Here is a 22,097-nt window from a genome sequence, read left to right on the forward strand (position 1 = left end):
TTGATATCTTTGACGATCTTCTCGCCAGGGCTCTTCGTTGTCTTTCTCATCATCCACTCCTTGGTGGCTACGATGAGCAACAAACCCTCTCTTAGCAAATCGACCTATTTGGACCCATAAGCGCTGACGTCAGACACCAGTCTTCGGCCTTGGACACGTCGCCACCTTTTGGAAAAAGATCGCTCACGACGTGACGCACAGCATCCGTTGCGTGTTTGCCGAGACGATGATTGTAGCCAATAATTTCAGCCTGACCTGCCACGCGGATCCTGTTACCAAGGCGGGTTATGGCAACTTTGTAAGTTTCATCCATCAAGGTTGATTGAGGCGCCGCACTTTGATCAGTAACCGGCAGTGTGATCGAATACCCTTTGACCGGATATATCGGCAGCAGAATACCGATCTTTTTCAGCAAAATCGCTGAATACGGGCCAAGGCAGCAGACGAACGTGTCGCCAGTTTCCCTGCCTCTATCAGTATCGATGCCCGCGATTTTTCCGGCTTCGACAACAAGGTTTCGTATCGTTTCACCGTAGCGGAAAGTAACCCCCAGCTTCTCTGCTTCCTGCGCAAGCTGGTTGGTGAATGTACGGCAATCCCCTGTCCGATCTGCGGTGAGACGAAGCCCCCCGACAAATTTTTCCGCCACATGTGCCAGCCCCGGTTCTGCTGCAATACAAGCGTCCCGGTCCAGAACTTCAAATGGGGATCCAAATTCCCTTAGAACGTCCTGATCCAGCGTCGACGATTCGAGTTGTTTTTCCTTACGAAACAGCTGAAGTGTCCCCAGATCTTTTCGGTCAAATTCCAGAGGCAACTCTGCACACAAATCGGTCAACGCAACGCGACTGTAGTTTGAGATCCGAACCATTCTGCTTTTGTTGGTTCGATATTGAGTTTCGTTACAGTTTCTCAACATTTTCAAACCCCAGGACCACATGGTTGGACTAAGCAAAGGCCAAATGGTTAGAGGGCGGTGCCGCATTAATAACCATTTCAGGGCTTTTTGAGGAACCCCAGGGGCGGCCCACGGGGAGGTCATGCCATAAGACAACTCTCCGGCATTGGCAAAACTGGTCTCTAGTCCCGCTTCGCGCTGGCGATCAATAACCGTGACCTCAGCGCCTTGTTTTGCCAGATAATAGGCTGTGGTTACCCCTATGACACCGGCTCCCAGAACAACTACCTTCATGTGATCCTCGTTTTTCTCTTCATATTAGAAGCTTCGGTTCCCTTTGCGGGCAGGCGCAAACACCCGGTTATCCTATCTTACGAGGGTGGCGACGTTGTGGGACCGTAGATTGCCGAGGGGAGATTTTGGTACCAAGCCCAAATCCAGTTTCCGTAGTCAAAATGCCACCATTCACTGGGGAGGTTGGTAAAACCAGCAAACTGCATCGCCTTTAGCAGGTGAGTTCGTCGCTCCGCCGGGCCCGCTGGCACAGCGGCCGCAGTCCAACTTTTCGCGCTAACCTCATCGAACGCGCTGCCCATGTCTAGGATCGCCCCATTTTCATCTGAAAGCGTGACATCAATAGCCCCCCCCGTGATGTGAGGGCTGGGGCGTACCGGGTCACTTGATGCACGGGCTGCAAAATTAAGTGTTTCGCGATCAATCTCCTCACCTGTCATTGCGGGGTTTGCCAAAGCAACTTCTGCGCGGACTTTGTCAAAAAGAAACTGCTGAATGGACCTGGGGCGCCAGCCATCCAGTAGGACAAGGCGATATTCAGGCGGCAGTGCTTTAGCCGCAATGACGAGCCGGTCATAGACACCTTTGCGTACCCAAATTTCTGGCAGCGCATTTTCCAAGCCGTTGTGAAAATAGATTGGATGGGTGACCCAGTGTTCGCAGGTGATGGCTGGAACAAGTGCTTCATTACTTGTGCCAGCCGAGATGTATTGGGCGACATTCCAATCTAAGGCCATTAGTTTTTCTAAGCTCATCTTACATCAGTCGAGAGGGCAGCCAGGTGGTCAATCCGGGCACTAGGATAATGATAAGCAACACACCCATGGCAACGGCAATAAACGGCCAGATCGCAACGAATAGACGTGTGATATCAACCTTGCCTACGGCTGCAGCCACGAAGATACAGGCCCCCAAGGGCGGTGTAATCAGCGCGATGGTGATATTAAGCGTCATCACAATCCCCAAATGCACAGGATCTACGCCCGCAATCTGCGCAACCGGTAGAATAATCGGCGTAAGCAAAAACAGGGCTGATACCTCTTCCATGAACATGCCGGTAATGAAGGTGACGCACGAAATAGCGATCAGGGTCAGCGCGGGGCTGTTCGCAAACGGCTCTAAAAGGCCGACAAAGGCCTCGGGTGCGTTGGCATAGGCCAACTGCCAGGAGACGATTGAAGAAATCGCGATGATAACAAAAACCGCCGAGGTCAAGATGGCTGTTTCTCTGAGGGAAAGCCAGGCATTCTGAAGGCTCAGATTTTTGCTCCAAAATCCCCAGATCAAAACATACGCTACGGTCAAAGCGCCGGATTCAGTTGGTGTCACAACACCCATAACAATGCCGGCAACGATAATCACAGGCGCAATCAGGGCTGGAAGCGCGTTATAGGCTGAACAGGCGATCTCTCTGAGGTTGGCCCGACGCTGGTTTTTTTCTACGTTGTAAACGCGTGCATAAATCACATTCATTCCCATGAAGGCTAGGCCAAGGGCAATTCCGGGGAGTACACCGCCAAGAAAAAGGCTGCCGACAGAGGTGCCCGTTATGCTGGCGTAAAGGATCATGAAAATCGAGGGCGGCACAATCGGGCCAATCAGTGAGCTTGCAGCGGTAAGTCCAGCCGCATAGGTGCCTGGAAAACCTGCCTTTCGCATACCTGGTATCAGCAAAGTGCCAAGTGCCGAGGTATCGGCAACTGCAGAGCCGTTTACACCAGCGAAAAATACGCTTGCCGTAACGTTCACATGCCCAAGTCCGCCCCGAAGATGCCCGACCAGCCGGTCAGCCAAAGCCAGCAGGCGGGGGGTCATTTGACCGTTGTTCATAAGGTTGCCCGCAAGAATAAACAACGGGATCGCCATGAGCGAAAAGACATCAATGCCCCCGAATGCCTGTTGCGGCATGATCCGGGCCATCTGATCAAAGCCCACGAATGAAAAGCCGACAATGGCAGTCGCCATCAGGCTTAGAAAGAGTGGAAGACCCAAAATTACATGGATCAGCATCACCACCAGCATTGTCAAAATCATAGGTCATTCTCCACAATTGCTTGTGGCAATGCCTTAGGGCCGTTTATGAGCGCCAAGAAAAAGAGCAGACCGAACCCAATTGGCATCAGCGCCACTGGGACAGATCGAGACACTTGCAATCCGGGTGTTTGAAAGAAGCCCACTTTGCCAACATATTGATACGAGAACCAAGTCATGTAACCGGCAAGAGCCAAGGTCAGCAGCCACTGATACAGGATGATGACTTTCCCTAGTCTTTCCGGAACACGCGTTTCCAGAACCGAGACTCGCATATGTGCCCCATCCACCCAGACAGCACCAATGCCAATCATTGCTGCGGCGATGATTACATAACGCGCCAGTTCATCAAACCAGATGGGCGACGATCCGAGAAAGTATCGTGCGCCGACGCCATACAGGATGAATAAAGCCACCCAGGCGATCAAAAGAGCTGACACGCCTAATGTAAGGCGTGCCAACCAGATTTGTACTGTTCCGATCATTGCTTCAGCAGATCAGATTTTCCCAGATCTGCGAATGCTGCATCGATAAATGACTGATCAATACTCTGTTCTCCCAACCAGGCGATAAAACTTGGTTGACCAATTTTCTGAAACTCAGCCAGTTGCTCCGCTGTCGGATCAATGACTTCCATGCCATTTTCCTTGAGCCATTCAACCCGGCCTTCGACATTGGCTTGAACGCTGTCACGCGTCAAAGCGTTGGCTTCAACAATCGCGTCTTCCAGCACTTTGCGATCTGCCTCAGAGAGTGAGGCAAGCCATTCGCCATTCCCAACCAGGAACTGCATAGAATACTGCACGTTGGCACGTGTCATGTATTTCTGCACCTCATTGAGAGACCCCAGAATGATGTAGAGCGGTGGGTTCATTTGACCTTCGACAACACCGGTTTGCAGTGCGGCATAGACCTCGGTCCATGGAACCGGCGTACCAGATGCGCCCATCGCTTCGTAAAGTGCGACCTGTGAGGGATCCATTGCCCGGAACTTCATACCGGCAAAATCTGCTGGCGAATGAATCGGGGTGTCCGTGCTGGTAAAGGCCAGAAAACCGCCTTCTTCCACAACGGCCAAGATTTCTGAACCGCCCGTGCGGTCGCTGAAAGCAGATTCCACCATTTTCCAATACCCACCCTCATCAAAGAAGGCGCGGGCCTCTTCGGGGTTGGCGAACATGAAAGGCGTGTTGGATACGTAACTTTCGGGTACGACTGGTGCCAGCCCAGCAAAGCTTGCGACATTCAGCGAAGGCGATGCCAACGTGTTTTCCATGCGTTCTTGCTCGCTGCCCAACTGGGAATTCGCAAACAGTTCAATCTCGATGTCAGAGTTTTCCTCAACGATCCTCTCGAGATTTTCAGCAAAGTAGTGAACTGCGTTTTTTTTCGCATCAGGTGCGCCGTTATAACCCAGTTTGATGGCCTCTGCCTGAGCTGACAAAGCGGTGCCGATGAGTAACGCTGCGGTTGCGATAATTCTTAGTTTCACGTCAATTTCCTTCCTGTTGTTCCTATATTTCTGTCCAAGCACTTTTGTGCGAGCCAGCCGATCTCGCGTTCTGTTGCAGGGGAGAGGCTGCAGGGAACTGCGAATCACTTAGACGTGTTACTTGCATACGTACAAATCATAATGTTATCAATGAAACTATTTTAGTATTTATGTTAAAATGCTAACATTACCTATATTCAGTCCCTTTCAAGTGTTACAAGGTTGGAAGAGCAATAGCGTCGTGTCCAGTGGGCAGAAAAACGGAGAAACCTGTGCAAGAAACTGACATTTTTGCAGAAGCGATTGCGCAAGCGGAAAGCCGTCTCACACAGAAAGAGAAACGTATCTCAGCCTATTTTCTGGCGCGTCCGGAAGCAATTTTGATCGAAACCAACGCTGATATTGCCCGTAAGCTGGATATCAGCCCGATGACGCTTACGCGCTTCTACCGCAAGCTCGGCTTTAATGATTCAGCAGATGCACGCAGCAAGACAATTCAAGATACATATGGGCCAGATAACTATCGGGTGGATCAGCGGTTTGAGACAAGCTTTTCACGACCTCAATCTGAAGACTCGCAAGTGGGCCTTGAACTAAGTCATGCCTCGATTGAAGCGGCCTTTTCTATTCGCGACAGTGAGCTTTGGGGGGATGTCGTGGAGCGGGTCGCGCACTCTGATGCCGTTCACGTCACTGGGTTTCAGACGATGTACTATCTTGCGGACGGTTTTAGTCGCCGCCTGTCTTACTTGCGGGATCGCGTCCATCTTGTAGATGGCATTGATGGGGTTTACGCAGGGCTCTTGCCCGCTCCTGATGAAAAGGTCACCCTTATCATGATGGATGTGTTTCGGTACGGCGCACACGGGCCAGTTCTTGCCAAACTCGCGCGTGAACGCGGCATGGAAGTTATTATTTTTGCAGACGAATTCTGTGACTGGGCGAATGGGATTACTCCCTACGTACTCCGCTATCCAGCAGAGACCCATTTTTTCCTGGCAATGCCACAGGGTATTTCGACAGGGCTGAATCTGCTGCTACAAGATGTCAGTGGCAAGCTCGGGAAACGCGCAAAGCAACGCGTGCAGAAACTCGCGGAAGCACAGGATCATTTTGGGTTGTTCCTGGACTGACGTGGAAAACGACGAATTCGATTTGTCGTCAGTTTTCGTCCAGATGTGGCGAAATCTGCGGCTGGTGTAATGTTAGAGAACGGCCGCGTATGTCCACAGTTCTGGTCGCAACTGCAGCATTGATGTACTGCGTTGAGCGTCTGGTGTGGACCGCCCGTGAAGGCGGCCTAGGTTCTCAGATTTCAACAGATTCTGAGATCGCCAGAGCATCTTCCAATTCAACGCCAAGATATCGAACTGTGCTGTCCATCTTTGTGTGTCCCAGCAACAGTTGAACCGCTCGCAGATTGCCAGTCTTTTTGTAAATCTGTGACACCTTAGTTCGTCGCATTGAATGCGTTCCGTATGAGCTAGGCTCCAAGTCAATCGACTTGACCCATTCGCGAACCAATCGCGCGTATTGTCGTGTCGAAATGTGAAGACGCTCGTGGAAGCGCCCCGGCCAGAGATACTCGGAGCCGACCATCAAAGGTTCCTCCATCCACCGTAAAAGCGATTTGCGCGTGCCTTTTGTGATCTCGAACCGAACCGGTTTTTGTGTCTTGCTCTGAATGATGGATGTTCGCTCTTCGACCTGACCGGCGACATAAACATCGGCCACCAAAAGTTTCACCAAATCACAACCGCGCAGCTTGCTGTCGATGGCTAGATTGAACAGAGCAAGGTCTCGAAAGTTGTCGGCGAACTCTAACCGTACACGAATGGCCCAGACGTGTTTAGGAAGCAGCGGCCTTTTCTGACCAACTACTCGTCCTTTATTCCAAGCAGGACGACAGGCACGAATGGCCGGTAAGTGTGGGATATGCATGGTGATTCATCCAAACCGCCACGCCCAGCCACAACGGCAACCCGAAGTTGACAAGGCAGTGTATCACAGGATGCTGAGCGGCCTCCGAAGTCTGCTATGAGCCCAAAGTGTAGGATGCTGTACAATATACGATTGGCAGCTAAGCGCAAAAAAGGGGACATTGAAAAGTCGTGAACCGTCCAAGCCTGGCTTCGAACATCGTGGAGTTGAATTTTAGCTACAAGCTCAAGCTTAGTTTTTAGATCAAAGAACTAAGTGGACGGGATTCAACGCTTCATGGAGAATGCGGCTCATGAGTATTGCAAGTCCAATCCTTTCACGGGCGCTCTTTTCTATGGGATTGCTTTGCACCACTTCGTGGATCAAAGGGTTAGGGCGCGGAAGTGTCTTGGGGCAGGCTCTCGGTCCACGCTCTTAGCGCGTCCAGAAACCCGATGGCAGTCCGCCCAAAATCAGTGATCTCATACTGCACCGATATTGGCGCTGTATCCATGACCTCACGCCGCACCAATCCTCGTGCTTCGAGCTGGCGCAGGCGTTCGGTGATCATTTTTTTGCTGGCCCCGCCGATCATGCGAGAGAGATCGTTGAACCTGACAGGGCCATCTTTCAGGTGCCACAGAATGGACCCCGTCCATTTTCCACCAATCATTCGCATCCCGCGCTCAATTGCGCAAGGTTCCGCACAGGCTTCGAAAACCTGTCGCCGGCCTTTGGTATCGTTCTCGACCCGGGCGTACATTTTAGACCTCCTTTGGCGTGACAAGTAGGTTACCAAAAGTATACTGGTTGATTTTATTAATCTATAAACACAATTTCCCTTCGACGCTGCGACGAGTCAAGCGGTTTGAGATTCTGAGGAAAGAAGGGACCAGTAATGAGCAACATCCTGATCATCAACGGTACACAGCCGTATGAATTTGCCCCAGGCAAGCTAAACGCGAGTCTAGCGCAAAAAACGAGTGAGGTGCTTACCGCAAAAGGCCACACACTCCGCGTGACAACGATCACCGACGGCTACGATGTCAACGCCGAGGTAGACGCCCATATCTGGGCAGATGTGGTCATCATGCAGTTTCCAGTAAACTGGATGGGAACGCCCTGGGTTTTTAAGAAATACATGGACGAGGTTTACACTGCCGGAATGGACGGACGACTGTGCTCCGGAGATGGCCGCACAGTCGATGCACCTAAAGCCAACTACGGTATGGGTGGAACGCTGGCCGGCACCAAATACATGCTGTCCGTGACTTTTAACGCGCCAAAAGAAGCATTCGATGACCCGTCCGAGCAGTTCTTTGCAGGCGGCAGCGTCGATGATCTGCTGCGACCGGTTCACCTGAACGCAAAATTCTTTGCAATGGAGAAATTGCCGAGTTTTGCGGCGTTTGATGTTATGAAAAACCCCGAGATCGAGGCGGATTTCAAACGCTTAGACGCGCATCTGGACATCGTTTTCGCAGAGGTCGACCATGTCGCGGCCTGATATCCACCTCTACACCGCAGCCACAATGAACGGTTATAAGCCAGTTATTTTTCTTGAGGAAGCAGGCGTTCCTTATGACCTCACCGCTATCAATTTCTCGAAACAGGAACAAAAAGCGCCGCCCTATCTGAAGCTCAATCCCAATGGCAAAATCCCAACGATAGAGGATCGAGCCGAGGGGCGGTCGATTTTCGAAAGCGGTGCGATCCTTTGGCATCTGGCGGAGAAGTATGGGAAGTTCCTGCCTAGTGACCCAGTCAAGAGATCCGAAGTGATGCAATGGATGTTATTTCAAGTCGGTCATGTGGGGCCGATGATGGGGCAAGCCATGTACTTCCAGCACATCGCTGCTCCGAACGGCCATGAAGAGCCGTTTTCGATCAAGCGCTACGTCGATGAGACACGCCGGCTACTTGAAGTCCTAGACACGCATCTCGAGGGCAAAGACTGGCTCGCGGCCGGGGAATACACTATCGCTGACATGATGATCTATCCGTGGGCCCGTGCCTACGTCTGGGCGCGCGCCAGTGTTGAGGGATTACCGCATCTTCAGGCCTGGTTCGACCGGATTGACTCCCGCCCAGCCGTGCAAAAGGCCCTGACCATCCCCAAAGCCAATCCGCATTTTTGGGATACAGAGGCCGACGCTAGCGCCTTTACCAAGGAAAACGCGGCGCGGTTCGCCAGCAACGTCAAACAGGGCTAGCAGCTGGCAGCCGAACCCGGTCGGCACCAAGGGTTTGGCATCCTTGGTGTTTTATGTAGTGTAACCGTGCATTGAGAACCGAAGTGCATTCGGCTTCTACGAAGATAGATGCATCTTTGCAGCAGCGTTTACTGCTGTACCTTTGATAGGAGCAAGTTTTTCGATGGCCCTTCACGAACACCCTATGTGGCGCAAACCGCAGCACCACCAGGATCTGGATCACGTGCACGATCACGCTCATTGGACAGAACTGTTCTATGACCTGATCCACGTTGTTACAATTTTCCTGCTGGGCAACTATCTATCGCACCACCTGGACCTACACGGGTTTCTTGTCTTTGCCGGTGTATTCATAACGCTTTGGTACGCGTGGGGTGAGCTGAGCATTTTTAACTCGATCTATGTCAGTACCGACCTCTGGCACCGGTTGATCATGTCGGTGATGATCTGCACCGTGATGTTCATGGCAGCCGCGATCCCGGCCATAGATGGTAAAGGTTGGCATTTCTTTGCGTTGGGATTTGCGGCCAACCGCGCCATGATTGCCGCGCTCTATTTTCGAGCTCGAAGGGTCAATGCAGCGGCCAATTCGATGGCATCGGAACAGGTGCGAAATTTCACCGTCTTTGCCATCATTTTTGCCATCACAGCGTTTCTGCCCAAACCACAGGCCTATTGGGTCTTTGGCACGTCCCTGGTCGCAACACAATTGGTCTACATGATACCCAGAATGACGGTCCTTCGGTTTGAACGCTTTGTTCCGCGCCTTGGCCATATGTCAGAACGTTTTGCCCTTTTGACATTGATCGTTTTGGGGGAGGGATTCTTCAAGCTGGTGGTCACCTTATCTGAGAAAGGAATTTACAAAGTTGCGCCTGACGTGCTGGTAAATTTTGTGATCGGCGGTGTGTCGATGTTTGTGATGTGCTGGATCTATTTCGATTTTATTGGCAACGCCAAGCCAAAGGACAGAAAGATATCGACCCTTGTGACCTGGTGGTTGGCCCATCTTGTTCTAATGTTGTGTGGCGTAATGGTCGGTGTGGCGCTTGCCGCCGAAGTCAAGGTTGGATTCTGGGAGCCGTACCCAACGGAATACGCCGCAATCGGGTGCTTTGGGCTCGCAGGCTACATCGCGATGCTTTGGCTGTTGCGCGAAGTGATTGAGCATCGTCTGGCGTCTGACTTTGGACGTTGGGACGTACGCGTATTTGGCATTGTCACCGCCATCGCCTGTTTCTTTATTGTGCCGCATGTACCCTCCCTTGTCGGCAACTTGATTTGGGGAACCGCTCTATTTTCACAAATTGCTGTTCCTGTAACACGCGCGTGGGCGACGTTCCGAAATGAGTGAGGGAATTCAAAGAAACAAACGCCTTCGCGCAAGACTTTATTGGTGGTTGGAGCGGCCGGATCGAAGCGCAACTGGACCGTGGTTCCTTGAAATCGCGCTGATCGTTTTGATCTCGCTGAACGTTGCCGCTGTCATACTTGAAACCGTCGACTCAATCTATGTGCAGTGGTCCTTTGCGTTAAACTTGTTCGAGGCCGTTTCACTGACCGTATTTCTAGCCGAATACGTAGCGCGCCTGTGGGTTGCGCCCGAAGAACCGAGCTACAAGTCCCGGCTGGCCTGGATAAGGTCTCCGCTGGCCCTGATCGATCTGTTCGCGATACTGCCTACGCTGCTCTATCTGATCTTCCCGATGGACTTGCGCCTGCTACGTACCTTCCGAATGCTGCGCTTGCTCAAACTGACGCGTTATTCGCCCGCGCTTGGGATGCTGTTCGCGGTTTTCGAAGAAGAAGCAGGGGCGTTCTTTGCTGGTTTCTTCATCCTGATGCTGATGTTGATTTTCGCAGCCAGCGGCGCGTGGATAGCAGAACACAACGCACAACCCGAGGCATTCGGATCCATTCCCGCAGCCATGTGGTGGGCGATGGCAACACTGACAACGGTTGGCTACGGCGACGTGACACCGATCACGGTTGCCGGCAAAATGTTCGGCGCTCTGATTACCGTGATTGGCATTGGTATGGCTGCTTTGCCAGCTGGGATCATTGCCAGCGGTCTCAACGACCAGTTGCACCGACGCCGAGCCAAACTGGAACGCCAGTTCAGAGCGGCTCTGGAAGACGGGAACATCTGCGAGGCTGATGAAAAAGACATTGAAATCCTGAGGAAACAATTGGGCCTATCAAACCGCGCCGCAGGTCACATCCGCCAACAAATCCACGCCGAATTGCAAACAGGAACGGAGCGTTGTCAGTCCTGCGGTCAGCCTCTTACAAAGACGAAAAAGGGGGGTCTATGAGCAAGCTGACTCCTGCCTCATCATCCAATTGGTGTCCAAGTATTACGGCGTCCCCCTCCTAAATTGCAATGGTGTTGCGCGACGGGCCCAAAGAACTTGATTGCGCTTTTAAAGCTATCGAAACAGTGTCGATTTTTGCCACTTCCCATCGTTAGAGTTGGCGCAACCAAAGGCGGCTTTTTGCGCAATGTGAACGTTCCACCGACGCGGGGTGAATAGCGGCAATGTCCGCAAAGCAGACCTTAGATCGTCGTTCTATCAATGGCAGCAACGCGGACTTTGCAGACATCCGCATTTTTACTCTAAAGGGCCGCAGCCAGCCCAAGCCGGTCATTCATCGCCGAGTTTTGCAATCTTCGACACGCGCACATTGCTACCGTCCCCGAAGCCAACACGAAGGTCAGCTAAGGACACACGCATCTCACATGTTCGCTGTCTCAGCCACTCGAATCTTGATATCTTTTCTCTGCGTCCATGCTTCCATGTTTTGCTGAACGAACTGATCGATAGAGGTTGGTCGTGATCCGGTCAGCTTCAGCACACTGTCAGTGACGCGATCCTCTGACCCGCCAGCAATTACACCGTCCATAGCGGCCAATGTTTGTGCGTACTCTTCCGGCAATCCGAGACTTTGATGACGCTCTGTCAGTTCATCGACGGTTAGGCGATGATGGGTGATCTTCCGCCCCAATTGGTTGCTCAGTGTTTCGGCAACGACATCATAAGAAATCGCTTCCGGGCCAGTGAGCATATAGTCAGTATCTTTGACTGACGGAGTGACCAGCAGCGCCGTTGCACAGGCTGCTATATCGCCAGCATCGATAAAGCCAACTCGACCGTCCTCTGTCGCTGTGTGGATGGCGGACTCATCGCGAATTGGATCTCGATGATGAAGCTCTGAGAAGTTCTGCATGAACCAGGTTGGACGCAGAACGGACCATTCTGGAGCGTTGGAGCGCAGCCAGGCGTGGACTGCGCCCATCATGGGTCCGCCTTCTTCCAAAGAAGAGGCACTGAGTAGCACGAAGCGTTGGACGCCCGCGGCAAGTGCCGCCTCAAGACCGGGCTGCATTGCTCCCAGTGAATCCACGGTGTCTGTGGGGGCTACGAGGTAGATAGCTCTGACGCCTTCGAAAGCATCCGTGAACGTAGACAGATCGCTCCAATCGAACCGCATTTCATCTTTGTTTCGAGGTCTGCGTGTTCCCACGCGCGGGGCCAGCCCTTTTGCATGTAGCTGTTTGACGACGCGGCTGCCAGTCTTGCCGGTGCCGCCGGTGATGAGAATGTTCTTAGGCATCGATAAAGTTCCCGAGTTCGAATTTTAGTGTTTCAAGGCCACCGACGGCATCCAGTAGAACCTGTGGGTTCCAGTAGTCCCGGTAGTGAACGATGCGACCGTTTTTCACTTTGATGACTGAAATGTAATTCTGATCGTAGCGCCCGGCTTTGCCTTCACCTTTGCAGGAGAACTCCAATACAAAGGTTTCACCGTCTTTGGTAACATGGGTAACTGCCGGGCTCATGGATTCAAAGCTGATGAGGCCTCCGGCTTTTGGCAGATAGGCGGCCATAGTGTCTCGGCCACGCAGTTCACGAACGGAACCTTCGGGTGCAAACGGGAACTCGAAAACAATGCCTTCGTCACACATGTCCAGGAAGTTCTCGCCTGCATCTACGATGATTGCATCTCCGAGGGCGGTGCGCAGCATCGCGCCAAAGCTGGGTATCGTGTTAGTATCGGACATGGTCTCTCCTAACTTCATGTTGATCTTTGTTGTGGGCGTCGATGTGAGTGGTGGCTTGGGTCATTACGCCTTTTCAAACTGCATGACGAGGACACCAATAATTGACAGCATTGCACCTGTGATGCGGAAGAAATCGACTGGTCGAGGGGCGGTCCCCAAAAGACCGTTCTGATCGAGGATGGGTGCCATCGCCATTTGTCCGGCGACGACTGCGGCAATAAAAGCGGCAGCCCCAAAGCGTGGGATCAGAACCATGGTCGCCATCACGTAAATGACTCCGATCACACCTCCTACCCACGCCCAGGGAGGAGCCGCATATAGTGATGATAAGCTTGGCAATGTCGGACGAAGCCATGCGATGCCGACCACCAGGCAAAAGAATGAAATTCCAAAAGACAACAGGGTTGCCCAGAGTGGGTGGCCGGCAGCGCGGCTAAGCTTTGCGTTCATTCCGGCATGGATGGGTATCAGGGCGCCGCAAAGCAGAGGAGCAAACCACAGAAGTGCGATTTTCGGGTCCATCTTCGCATCCTTTCCCCAAGTGCCAGAATTCGGTTGCAGTATCGCAGAGATTGCTTCAATCTACATCGGAACGATACCGTTTCGTCCTACATAAAGGTGAATTACGATGGAACGCAAGGGTTCCGACGCAAAAAGTTTTGATCGGCCGCGTCGGAAGCCGGCCGGGGCTGCCGTTTTGCAAGACAGCGTGACGGATGCAATTCAACGCGCATTGTTCGAGGAATGGGCGGAAACGGGGTATTCTGCAATGCGCATGGAGCGCATTGCAGTGCGAGCTGGTGTTGGGAAAGCAGCCCTTTACAGGCGGAGCAAATCCAAGTTTGAGTTGGTGACCGAAGCGGTGAAATCCACGGCGACAAACATCACCCCGATTCCAGACACAGGATCTTTAGAGAGTGACGTTGGCATGCTCTTGCGCAGGATGGCTGCAACTCTGCGGCACCCACTTGTGAGACGGATTCTACCGGACCTCCATGCCGAGCACGCCCGTTCAGGTGAGCTTGCTGGATTGCTGGAGAGTGTGACGCGAGATCGCCGGGCCCAAGCTATGGTCATGCTGGACATGGCGGTAGAGCGTGGCGAGCTGTCAGAAGAAACTGATCGAAGCATGGTGCTGGATATGTTTATCGCGCCACTCTATTGGCGCGTTATTGTGCAACACAGGCCTGTCAAGTCGGACGACATCAGAAGATTTACAAGGCTGGCGCTAAGCGTATAGAGAATAAGTAAAAACCATGAGAAGATGAAGTCGTGAGCAGCATTGAAGAAAAACTAAGCGAACTTAGTATTGTCATTCCGGACGCCCCACGTCCGCTCGGAAATTTTGCCCCCTATCTGATCGACGGAGACTATCTCTATATCTCCGGTCAGATCTCTGTTGATGTGGATGGAAACGTGCATCGTGGAAAGCTGGGTGAATCGGCGACAGTTGAGCAAGGAGCAGAAGCCGCCAAACACTGTGCAATTGGATTGCTTGCTCGCGCGAAAGCGGCACTTGGTGATCTTGATCGGATCGAGCGACTCCTAAAACTGGGTGCCTTCGTGAATGCCGTACCGGATTTCGCCGATCACCCTAAAGTCGTGAACGGGGCATCGGACTTCATGGTGCAGGTTTTCGGATCCGAAACCGCAGAACATGTGCGTTTCGCTGTTGGGAGTTCGAGTCTTCCGGCAAATGCTATGGTCGAGATCGAAGCTGTTTTCCGGGTATCTCCTACCTGATTTGCACCAACGTGTTGCTACTGAAATCGCCTTGCGAACAGATAAGCTCCATTGTGGTGATCGTATCCAGCGGCTTCATAGAAGCTGCTGGATACGGGCGCTGACAGCAGGATACATGCCATTACGGCCGGTGCGGCGTCAGCAGTGAAAGACAGAAATCCTTTACCGATACCTTTTCAGCTCACTACCAGGCTCTCTGCTCTTATCGTAACCACATTGCGTTTCGTTTTTTGTTTCGGAACCAGAAAACAGTTTATGGAACCCAATTTTGGTGGGTGATCGCATAGTTTAATGCTTCGAGATCTTCAGTAAGTTGGCTGAATGAGATTGGCCCACCAAGGCAAACCCTGACTGCTTCGTCGGGTGTACCTGTTACGGTAAAGGCATTGCTCGGCATAATGCCGATTTGACGATTGGCCATATGACTCATCACGTCAGCTGGGCTCGACCCTTCGGGCAGCTTGAGCCAAATATTGAAAGCTTCGGTGCTGCCTACGAAGGCTTGGTCCTGCATAATCTTCGTCGCCAAATTCTGTCTGCGGTTCGCCTCCTTGCGGACGAACTTCTGCACGGCCGCAGCCGTGCCATCCTCGATCCATCTTGCCATCAAAGCTGTTGTGATTGGTGATGCCATGACATTCGATGCCTGCAAAGCCCGCGTGAAATGGGTTTTCGACAGGCCAGATGGAACCACCGTGAGTGCCAGCCTCAAGCCAGCGCCCAGACATTTCGAAAGACCTGCAATGTACCACCCCAATTCAGGGATATTCTGTGAAATAGGTCGCGGTGTATCAGACGACACAAAACGGCAGGCGTCATCTTCAATCAAAGGCAAACCGTACTTATCCAAAACGGATGCGATCTGCTCACGCCGCTTATTTGGAATTGTAAGCGTCAGGGGGTTTTGCAGCGTCGGGTTCAGATAAAGAGCAGAAGGAGCGTGCTCTTGAATGGCGGCATCCAGCTCATCAGTGAGAATGCCGCTGCTGTCTGATCTCACGCCGACAAGCCGAATACCAAGTTGAGCAGCGATAGCACGGATACCGGGATAGGTCACACGCTCACAGAGCACGGTGTCTCCGGGCTTGGAGAGCAATGTCAGTATCGATAGTAGGCTGGCATGTGCGCCGGGCGTGATGGCTAAGTGGTCTGCTTCGACGTCTATCCCGTTGATGTTCATCCAGCGTGATGCGGTCTCCCGGTCTTGCCGGCTCCCGATAATGGATTGGTAGCGAAGCAGAGGAACGAGGTTCGCGGCAACATGTGTGAGGCCTTGTTCCATACGGGCCACTAGAGCCGGATCATCTGGCTCCGGGGGCATGTTCATGTTCGGGTCTTCTTCAAGCGCGCGGCGTGGATCTGCTTTTTCTGATGTCTCGTCTGGTTTCCGGATGAACGAACCCCGGCCAACAAAGGTGTCGATATACCCGCGCTTTGCAGCCTCAGAATAACCGCGGGACACCGTTGTGAAGTCTAACCCAACAAGCTTGGCGACGCTGCGTTGAGGCGGAAGCCTGTCACCTGCATCAAGCACACCTGTCTCTACATCATGTCTGATCGCTTCTGCGATTTGGACGTAGAGTGGTTTTCCGTCGTCGCGCAGATTTAGTGTCCATGACTTCAAGGCATCGTTCCAATCAATATAGAAGATTGTGTCTATCATCTTTAACCCTATAACAAGTATATTTCAACATATTGTCGCACTCGCCATCATATTGATTGGATATTGATTGCATTTTGTCTGAAGATGAACTATCTGAGGCGCAACCGAAGGAGATCAAAGATGTCCGAACTTGCAATTGACGCCCGCGACGACAGTGAAGAACGCCCCATCAAACCCGCGATCATGAATGGGATGCGCCTCAAGTGCCCCAGATGCGGGGAAGGCAAACTGCTGCACAGCTACTTAAAAGTGAACGATGAGTGCTCGAATTGCGGCTTGGATCTGAGCCATCAGCGGGCTGATGATGGTCCGGCTTATCTTACGATCCTGATCGTTGGCCACCTTATGGGATTCGCGTTGCACATCGCTTGGGTAACATGGAGGCCAGAACCCTGGGTCATGGCTTTGAGCATGTCGGTCATCGCGGTAGTCGGTGCCTTGGCAATTCTGCCGGTCATGAAGGGCCTGATTGTTGGATACCAATGGGCCAAACGAATGCACGGGTTCTAGCCACCCGCCCTCCCAATGAGTTCTCAACCCTTTCAGAGGATGGTTTCCTTGATGGATTTGAATTTCTATTCACTTGAGTCGACAGGAAAGACGATTGCGGATATCACATCAGCCGCACCCCTTATTCCTGTTAGAACCCCTGTCAATGTGGCTTGGCTGAACGATGAGGGTGATTACGACAGACTGCGAACGGTGCGCCGGATCGACGATGCCGGACTATTGCCGGTGCCAATATTTGCAGCTCGACGCCTTAAATCAAAAAAGCACTTGTTTGACCTGACTGAAAAACTCCGGTTTGCCGGCGCACAGGGGCAAGCCATGGTCGTTGGTGGTGACCCATCAGATGCGTCGGGGCCATTCAACAACACGATAGATCTCCTTCGAACGGAGTGGATTGAAAAGTATGCGATCAAGAGGGTCACCTTGCCGGGTTTTCCTGAAGGGAACGCTGCCATAGGTTATCGTTCGGACGTGGCCCTACTGGAGCAGAAGGTAAAACTTTTGGAGTCCTACGGATGTAGCGTGAGCATAACCACTCAACTTGCCTTTGATCCCAACAGAATTCTCGACTGGATAAGCCAGCTTCGAAACGTTGGTGTTAGCCAGCCGATCCAAATTGGAATACCTGGGCCGACTAAAAGGGATCTCCTGCTCAGGTTTGCACGCTCATTTGGGGTTTCGGCTGGCGGGTTGAACAACGTGAGTGACACCGTGGACGGGATCGTTGATTTCTCCCGCCTGGTCTGCTTGATCGAACAAGAACTGCAACGACGCAATTTAGCTGATGTTGCGGTTCACCTTTATCCCTTTGGTGGCACGAAGGCTGCTGTTGAGTGGTTTAATGCAGTTAAGGCGCGGCAAACGCAGGACACTTCGAGTAAAATGCTGGCGTGAGGCAATACCAGATGCAAAAGGCCGGCCCATTGAGATCGGCCATGCTAGATTTTCGAGAGATCTTCTTGTTATCGTTGAGGGCATCACGCCACCAGAGCGACCGAGTCATTTCCGGCAGGGATCCGCAATGGGCATGTGCTGTCGGTGACGGTTCTCCAGATTGCTTGAACAACATCCTCGGAGAAGGTGAATTCTTTCCCTTCGGCGTTCATGAAGGCAGCCATAGTCTGCTCGACGAATGGCTTGTAGTCTTCAGGCGTGTCATTGGATTCTGACCTGGTAGAACGATATGAGTCCGAATACCCAGAGGGGCCAATTCGGGTGCATCGTGAGGATGTAAACGAGGCCTTCTACTGTTCTCTACTTGCGGGACGTGCATGCCTGGAGGCCGAAGGGAAAGAACCATTGGTTTTGAATGCGGGTGACTTTGTGCTGATCCCTGCGGTCAAGTCATTCACCTTTTCAAGCATGGACCCGCCACCACCCGCTGATTTGGTCAACGACCCAGTGGAGGGTGAAGACGGAGTATTCCAGCTTGGGGGGACTGATGCGGATCCAGGGGTTCAATAACTCGTAGGACACTGCACATTTACCAGCCCGGACGCTGATCTATTGATCTCTCTACTGCCTGATCTGATCTTTGTTCGCGGTGAGGGTCGGTTGGCTGCACTTACGGGGCTTGTTCGCGATGAAGACTCGGGCAAACAGGCCGGCGCGAGATGTGATCGTCGAGAACCTATTGCAAGTCCTACTGATCGAAGCCTTCCGGTCTGGCGCGAATCCGGCCCCGACTGCTGGCCTTCTACGTGGATTGGCAGACATTCGGGTTGGACCCAGTTTGCGCGCCATGCACGCGGCCCCTGCTCACAACTGGACTGTTCAATCACTTGCAAGCGAAGCCGGGCTATCACGATCTGCATTCTTCACGCGGTTTGAAGGGGTCATGGGAATGCCCCCAATGAGCTATTTGCAGAACTGGCGGATGACGCTGGCAAAACAAATGCTCCGGGCGGGCAATCTCAGTATTTCCGAAATCTCTGCCCAGACAGGGTATGGGTCGACCTTTGCCTTCAGCGCTGCGTTTTCCCGCTATGTAGGATGCCCTCCCGCGCGTTACTCAAAGGAAAACATGCTGGTGGCTTCGGGCTAAGCTTGTCAGATGACACCGCCATTGGCGCGAAGTGTTTGCCCACTGATCCAATGGCCATCAGGTCCGGCTAGGAGCGAAACCGCTGCGGCGATATCTTCGGGTGTACCGAGCCGGCCAAACGGGTTCATCTTCTTGATGTTTTCAATCACGGTATCTGGCTTACCGGCCAGAAAAAGATCTGTTCCAACTGGTCCCGGTGCTACCGCATTCACAGTGATCCCTCGCGGCCCGAGTTCCTTGGCCAGAACGTGGCTCATGGCTTCCACCGCAGCTTTTGTCGCCGCATAGACTCCGTAAGTTGGCTGATAAAGACCGACCACGCTGGAGGACAGGCTGACAATCGCGCCGCCTGCGTTAAGGCGGTTGGCGGCCTCGCGCATGCCGCGAAAGGCACCACCGATGTTGACGGCGCAATGAGCCTCGAAGTCGGCATCAGATGTAGATGCAACTGCACCCAGGCGCATAATACCCGCGTTGTTGACCAGAACATCGACAGAGCCGAACTCCTGTTCAGCTGCATCGAACAATCGTGGCATGCAGGATGGATCAGAAATGTCGCCCTGAACTGCGATTGCTTGGCCGCCGGCTTTTTTGATAGCGTCTGCAATCTCGTTCGCGCCGGCCTCATCACTCGCATAATTGGCAATAACTGCATGGCCATCCTGAGCCAGGCGGAGTGCGATGGCTGCACCAATCCCTTTGCTGGCGCCAGTTACAATTGCGGTTCGTTGTTCGTGTGCCATGTCAATCTCCTTTCTGTTTCCAGCGAAGATAGACACGGACGTAACCCAGATAATGTGTCTTGTATTGGAATGACAATTCAGTAAATACGAACAATGATCGATAGGCTTGAAACCATGCGACTTTTTGTTCGTGTACTGGAACGTGGAAGCTTCACAAAGGCCGCAGCGGATCTAAATATTCCTCGGTCTACCGCAAGCGAAGCCATACAGAGGCTGGAGCGTGACTTGGGAAGTCGACTGCTGGATCGAACGACACGACACGTTGCTCCAACACCGGATGGGCAGGCCTACTACCAAAGATGCGCGTCCATTTTGGCTGATCTGGAGGAAGCTGAAGGTGCACTGCGCGGGCATGAACCGTCAGGTCTGCTGCGCATTGATGCCCCCGGCACTATGACGCGGGTCTTTCTGCTGCCGCACCTGTCTGATTTTTTGGCCACATATCCCAAGATCATCCTTCAACTCGGTCAGACAGAGCGCCTGGTGGACCTGGTGCGCGAAGGCGTTGATTGCGTCATCCGCGCAGGCATTCCTGATGACAGTGGAATGATCACACGGCACCTGATCGATCTCCCTGAAATCACCTGCGCGAGTCCAGAGTATCTGGCCAAGTATGGCACTCCTACGTCGGTAAACGATCTAAAAGGTCATCAGATGGTTGGTTTTCTGTCGTCGCGCACTGGCGCTGCACTACCGCTGGAGTTCAAGATCGGAGACAAGGTTAAGGATGTAACGTTGCCAGCGCTTGTGACAGCGAATGACGCGGACACAGTGCATCATCTAATCCGAGACGGGTACGGGATTGGACAAGCGCCGAAATATCGTTTTCTAGACGACTTGGAAGATGGTCGTCTTGTGGAAGTCTTACCGGATACACCGCCATCCCCAACCCCGCTGGCTGCATTTTACCCACAAAATCGACAACTCTCCCCGCGTGTGCGGGTTTTCCTCGATTGGGTCGTTTACATTTTCAATAAGGCCGCGCATTGACAAAATGTCTACGGCCGTTCTCTCGACTTTGCAAAGTCAGCTTTATTGCGCAGAGCCGCTGCTCGTGCATTGCGCAGCGTCGGTCAAAGTGGGCTCGAACCGGACTTTAGAGGCAACGCAGTATTTGATTTTCTGGTTTCGCCCACTCAGCCGAAGACGGCCCATACCGGCCATTCGAAAATCTCAAATTTTTCCTGTCAGTTTCCCGAAAGCTGACATTGGTCGATGACACGGCATTTTGGCTGCGCCAATGGTCCAAACATAACTTACAGCCGCCTCAAGAATGCGATTACTTTGACGCAGACATTAAGTTCTTAGATCGGACCTTGAACCGTGTTTGTTCAAGGTGTCATGCGATAGACTGCACCCTTTGCAACAGAAATAAACCAGATTGAACCGTCAGGCGCTTCGAGCACATCTCGCACCCGTCTTGTTTGTTGCGTCTTTATTTGCTCAACTTCTCGCAATGGTGTTCCGCTCAGGCGTGAGATGTAATTGAACTTGAGCGAGCCCACAAAAATGTCGCCTCGCCATTCCGGCCAGAGCTTCCCAGAGTAAACCATCAACCCTGACGGTGCCATTGACGGATCCCAATAGAACTTGGGCTGTTCCATGCCCGGCTTTTCAGTGCCGTCACCTATTGGAAGACCAGAGTAATGCCGGCCATAGGAAATCACTGGCCAACCAAAATTCGCACCTTTACGGATGTGATTCACTTCGTCGCCGCCTCGCGCCCCGTGTTCGCTGGTCCAAAGTTCACCTGCCAGATCCAATCCAAGACCCTGAGGATTGCGATGACCAAATGACCAGATTTCCGGCAACACTCCTGCTTGATCGACAAACGGATTGTCGTCGGGAACAGAGCCGTCCCGATTGATACGAATGATTGAGCCATTGTGCGAGGAGCGGTCCTGTGCGCTTGGGCGGTCCGCTCGGTCTCCATTTGTCACAAACAACGTTCCATCTTCGGCCTCAACAACGCGCGAGCCAAAGTGTCGACCGCCAGTGGCCCCCGGAAGACTTTCAAAAATGTCACGAAGGTTTTCCAATCGGATGCCGTCTTCATTTAAACGCCCAACCGCCAAAGCAGTCCCCGCACCACCAGAAGTTTGCGGTTTCGAATAGGTCAAAAATATCTCTCGGGTTTTTGCAAAGTCGCGAGCAAGAGTGACATCTAACAATCCTCCTTGCCCACTGAAATAAATCTCAGGCACCCCAGCCACGATGCTCTTGCGTCCACCGCGCACCAAGAGGAGCCTTCCACCTCTTTCAGTGACAAGGAACGTATCGTTAGGTAAAATCGCTACCCCCCACGGCTCCTTCAATCCGGTCACCATCGCCTGAAATTCAATGGCGACAGCATGTACAGTTCCCAAAATCACAAAAAACATCGCAGCGATGAAGTTTCTATGCATTACAAACCTCCAAACAACTGCTCTTAAACACGACAAAAGGCATTAATCGGGTCAACTTTAAAATTGAATTTTCTCGAC

The 22,097-nt window shown here is 52.5% G+C and carries 26 protein-coding genes; 12 read left to right on the top strand and 14 right to left on the bottom strand.

The window, feature by feature from the left end:
* Positions 1 to 91: 91 nt before the first annotated feature.
* The 5 genes from ROA7450_RS08910 to dctP form a co-directional block, all read right to left on the bottom strand.
* Complete coding sequence (locus tag ROA7450_RS08910) at positions 92 to 1,192, bottom strand: D-amino acid dehydrogenase (protein ID WP_085805369.1); 1,101 nt, start codon at positions 1,190 to 1,192, stop codon at positions 92 to 94.
* Positions 1,193 to 1,269: 77 nt separating this feature from the next.
* Entirely contained in the window at positions 1,270 to 1,947 is a 678-nt protein-coding gene (locus ROA7450_RS08915; RefSeq protein ID WP_085805370.1) for a M15 family metallopeptidase, read from the bottom strand.
* A gap of 1 nt (position 1,948) precedes the next feature.
* Complete coding sequence (locus ROA7450_RS08920) at positions 1,949 to 3,226, bottom strand: TRAP transporter large permease (RefSeq protein WP_085805371.1); 1,278 nt, start codon at positions 3,224 to 3,226, stop codon at positions 1,949 to 1,951.
* Positions 3,223 to 3,708: a TRAP transporter small permease gene (locus tag ROA7450_RS08925; protein ID WP_085805372.1), complete on the bottom strand. Its 486-nt coding sequence runs from the start codon at positions 3,706 to 3,708 to the stop codon at positions 3,223 to 3,225. The genes ROA7450_RS08920 and ROA7450_RS08925 overlap by 4 nt, the downstream gene beginning before the upstream one ends.
* Positions 3,705 to 4,715, bottom strand: a complete 1,011-nt coding sequence (gene dctP, locus ROA7450_RS08930) for a TRAP transporter substrate-binding protein DctP (RefSeq protein ID WP_200812940.1) — start codon at positions 4,713 to 4,715, stop codon at positions 3,705 to 3,707. The genes ROA7450_RS08925 and dctP overlap by 4 nt, the downstream gene beginning before the upstream one ends.
* Positions 4,716 to 4,987: 272 nt before the next feature.
* Here dctP and ROA7450_RS08935 point away from each other — a divergent pair, with 272 nt between their 5' ends.
* Positions 4,988 to 5,848, top strand: a complete 861-nt coding sequence (locus ROA7450_RS08935; RefSeq protein WP_159454027.1) for a MurR/RpiR family transcriptional regulator — start codon at positions 4,988 to 4,990, stop codon at positions 5,846 to 5,848.
* Between the two features lie 175 nt (positions 5,849 to 6,023).
* On the opposite strand, the gene ROA7450_RS08940 is transcribed toward ROA7450_RS08935, so the two are convergent.
* A complete protein-coding gene (locus ROA7450_RS08940) occupies positions 6,024 to 6,656 on the bottom strand; it encodes a tyrosine-type recombinase/integrase (RefSeq protein WP_085805374.1) in 633 nt (210 codons plus the stop codon).
* A gap of 370 nt (positions 6,657 to 7,026) precedes the next feature.
* The gene (locus ROA7450_RS08945) at positions 7,027 to 7,398 is read right to left on the bottom strand and encodes a winged helix-turn-helix transcriptional regulator (RefSeq protein ID WP_085805375.1); all 372 of its coding nucleotides are present in this window, start codon (positions 7,396 to 7,398) and stop codon (positions 7,027 to 7,029) included.
* A gap of 135 nt (positions 7,399 to 7,533) precedes the next feature.
* Between ROA7450_RS08945 and ROA7450_RS08950 the strand changes: the two genes are divergently transcribed.
* The 4 genes from ROA7450_RS08950 (at position 7,534) to ROA7450_RS08965 (ending at position 11,163) form a co-directional block, all read left to right on the top strand.
* Positions 7,534 to 8,142: an NAD(P)H-dependent oxidoreductase gene (locus ROA7450_RS08950; RefSeq protein WP_085805376.1), complete on the top strand. Its 609-nt coding sequence runs from the start codon at positions 7,534 to 7,536 to the stop codon at positions 8,140 to 8,142.
* A complete protein-coding gene (locus ROA7450_RS08955; protein WP_085805377.1) occupies positions 8,129 to 8,848 on the top strand; it encodes a glutathione S-transferase family protein in 720 nt (239 codons plus the stop codon). The genes ROA7450_RS08950 and ROA7450_RS08955 overlap by 14 nt, the downstream gene beginning before the upstream one ends.
* A gap of 163 nt (positions 8,849 to 9,011) precedes the next feature.
* Entirely contained in the window at positions 9,012 to 10,202 is a 1,191-nt protein-coding gene (locus ROA7450_RS08960; RefSeq protein WP_085805378.1) for a low temperature requirement protein A, read from the top strand.
* The gene (locus tag ROA7450_RS08965; protein WP_085805379.1) at positions 10,195 to 11,163 is read left to right on the top strand and encodes an ion transporter; all 969 of its coding nucleotides are present in this window, start codon (positions 10,195 to 10,197) and stop codon (positions 11,161 to 11,163) included. The genes ROA7450_RS08960 and ROA7450_RS08965 overlap by 8 nt, the downstream gene beginning before the upstream one ends.
* 421 nt (positions 11,164 to 11,584) lie before the next feature.
* Here ROA7450_RS08965 and ROA7450_RS08970 read toward each other — a convergent pair whose 3' ends face one another.
* From ROA7450_RS08970 to ROA7450_RS08980, 3 genes are all read right to left on the bottom strand, one after another.
* Entirely contained in the window at positions 11,585 to 12,463 is an 879-nt protein-coding gene (locus ROA7450_RS08970; protein ID WP_085805380.1) for an ergot alkaloid biosynthesis protein, read from the bottom strand.
* Positions 12,456 to 12,911: a nuclear transport factor 2 family protein gene (locus tag ROA7450_RS08975; RefSeq protein WP_200812941.1), complete on the bottom strand. Its 456-nt coding sequence runs from the start codon at positions 12,909 to 12,911 to the stop codon at positions 12,456 to 12,458. Before ROA7450_RS08975 ends, ROA7450_RS08970 begins: the two co-directional genes overlap by 8 nt.
* 63 nt (positions 12,912 to 12,974) lie before the next feature.
* The gene (locus tag ROA7450_RS08980) at positions 12,975 to 13,433 is read right to left on the bottom strand and encodes a DMT family transporter (RefSeq protein WP_085805382.1); all 459 of its coding nucleotides are present in this window, start codon (positions 13,431 to 13,433) and stop codon (positions 12,975 to 12,977) included.
* Between the two features lie 106 nt (positions 13,434 to 13,539).
* Between ROA7450_RS08980 and ROA7450_RS08985 the strand changes: the two genes are divergently transcribed.
* Both ROA7450_RS08985 and ROA7450_RS08990 read left to right on the top strand, forming a co-directional pair.
* Positions 13,540 to 14,151, top strand: coding sequence for a TetR/AcrR family transcriptional regulator (locus ROA7450_RS08985; protein ID WP_085805383.1), 612 nt, complete (start codon positions 13,540 to 13,542; stop codon positions 14,149 to 14,151).
* A gap of 32 nt (positions 14,152 to 14,183) precedes the next feature.
* A complete protein-coding gene (locus tag ROA7450_RS08990) occupies positions 14,184 to 14,654 on the top strand; it encodes a RidA family protein (protein ID WP_085805384.1) in 471 nt (156 codons plus the stop codon).
* A 253-nt stretch (positions 14,655 to 14,907) separates the two neighbouring features.
* Here the strand turns inward: ROA7450_RS08990 and ROA7450_RS08995 are convergent, their stop codons facing one another.
* Entirely contained in the window at positions 14,908 to 16,317 is a 1,410-nt protein-coding gene (locus tag ROA7450_RS08995; protein ID WP_143534412.1) for an aminotransferase-like domain-containing protein, read from the bottom strand.
* Positions 16,318 to 16,437: 120 nt separating this feature from the next.
* Here ROA7450_RS08995 and ROA7450_RS09000 point away from each other — a divergent pair, with 120 nt between their 5' ends.
* A complete protein-coding gene (locus ROA7450_RS09000; protein ID WP_085805385.1) occupies positions 16,438 to 16,827 on the top strand; it encodes a DUF983 domain-containing protein in 390 nt (129 codons plus the stop codon).
* 48 nt (positions 16,828 to 16,875) lie between these two features.
* The gene (locus ROA7450_RS09005) at positions 16,876 to 17,721 is read left to right on the top strand and encodes a methylenetetrahydrofolate reductase (protein WP_143534413.1); all 846 of its coding nucleotides are present in this window, start codon (positions 16,876 to 16,878) and stop codon (positions 17,719 to 17,721) included.
* 83 nt (positions 17,722 to 17,804) lie between these two features.
* On the opposite strand, the gene ROA7450_RS20980 is transcribed toward ROA7450_RS09005, so the two are convergent.
* On the bottom strand, positions 17,805 to 17,945 hold the full coding sequence (locus ROA7450_RS20980; protein WP_159454028.1) for a hypothetical protein: 141 nt from the start codon (positions 17,943 to 17,945) through the stop codon (positions 17,805 to 17,807).
* 40 nt (positions 17,946 to 17,985) lie between these two features.
* Here ROA7450_RS20980 and ROA7450_RS20775 point away from each other — a divergent pair, with 40 nt between their 5' ends.
* A complete protein-coding gene (locus ROA7450_RS20775; RefSeq protein WP_159454029.1) occupies positions 17,986 to 18,291 on the top strand; it encodes a cupin domain-containing protein in 306 nt (101 codons plus the stop codon).
* Between the two features lie 118 nt (positions 18,292 to 18,409).
* Positions 18,410 to 18,871, top strand: coding sequence for a helix-turn-helix transcriptional regulator (locus tag ROA7450_RS20780; RefSeq protein ID WP_143534415.1), 462 nt, complete (start codon positions 18,410 to 18,412; stop codon positions 18,869 to 18,871).
* 5 nt (positions 18,872 to 18,876) lie between these two features.
* Here the strand turns inward: ROA7450_RS20780 and ROA7450_RS09015 are convergent, their stop codons facing one another.
* Entirely contained in the window at positions 18,877 to 19,614 is a 738-nt protein-coding gene (locus ROA7450_RS09015; RefSeq protein ID WP_085805387.1) for an SDR family oxidoreductase, read from the bottom strand.
* Between the two features lie 114 nt (positions 19,615 to 19,728).
* On the opposite strand from ROA7450_RS09015, the gene ROA7450_RS09020 reads away from it, so the two are divergent.
* The gene (locus ROA7450_RS09020) at positions 19,729 to 20,604 is read left to right on the top strand and encodes a LysR family transcriptional regulator (RefSeq protein ID WP_234999477.1); all 876 of its coding nucleotides are present in this window, start codon (positions 19,729 to 19,731) and stop codon (positions 20,602 to 20,604) included.
* Between the two features lie 341 nt (positions 20,605 to 20,945).
* Here the strand turns inward: ROA7450_RS09020 and ROA7450_RS09025 are convergent, their stop codons facing one another.
* A complete protein-coding gene (locus ROA7450_RS09025; protein WP_234999490.1) occupies positions 20,946 to 21,995 on the bottom strand; it encodes a PQQ-dependent sugar dehydrogenase in 1,050 nt (349 codons plus the stop codon).
* Positions 21,996 to 22,097 lie beyond the last annotated feature (102 nt).

The organism is Roseovarius albus (genome assembly GCF_900172335.1).
Classification (GTDB): Bacteria; Pseudomonadota; Alphaproteobacteria; order Rhodobacterales; family Rhodobacteraceae; genus Roseovarius; species Roseovarius albus.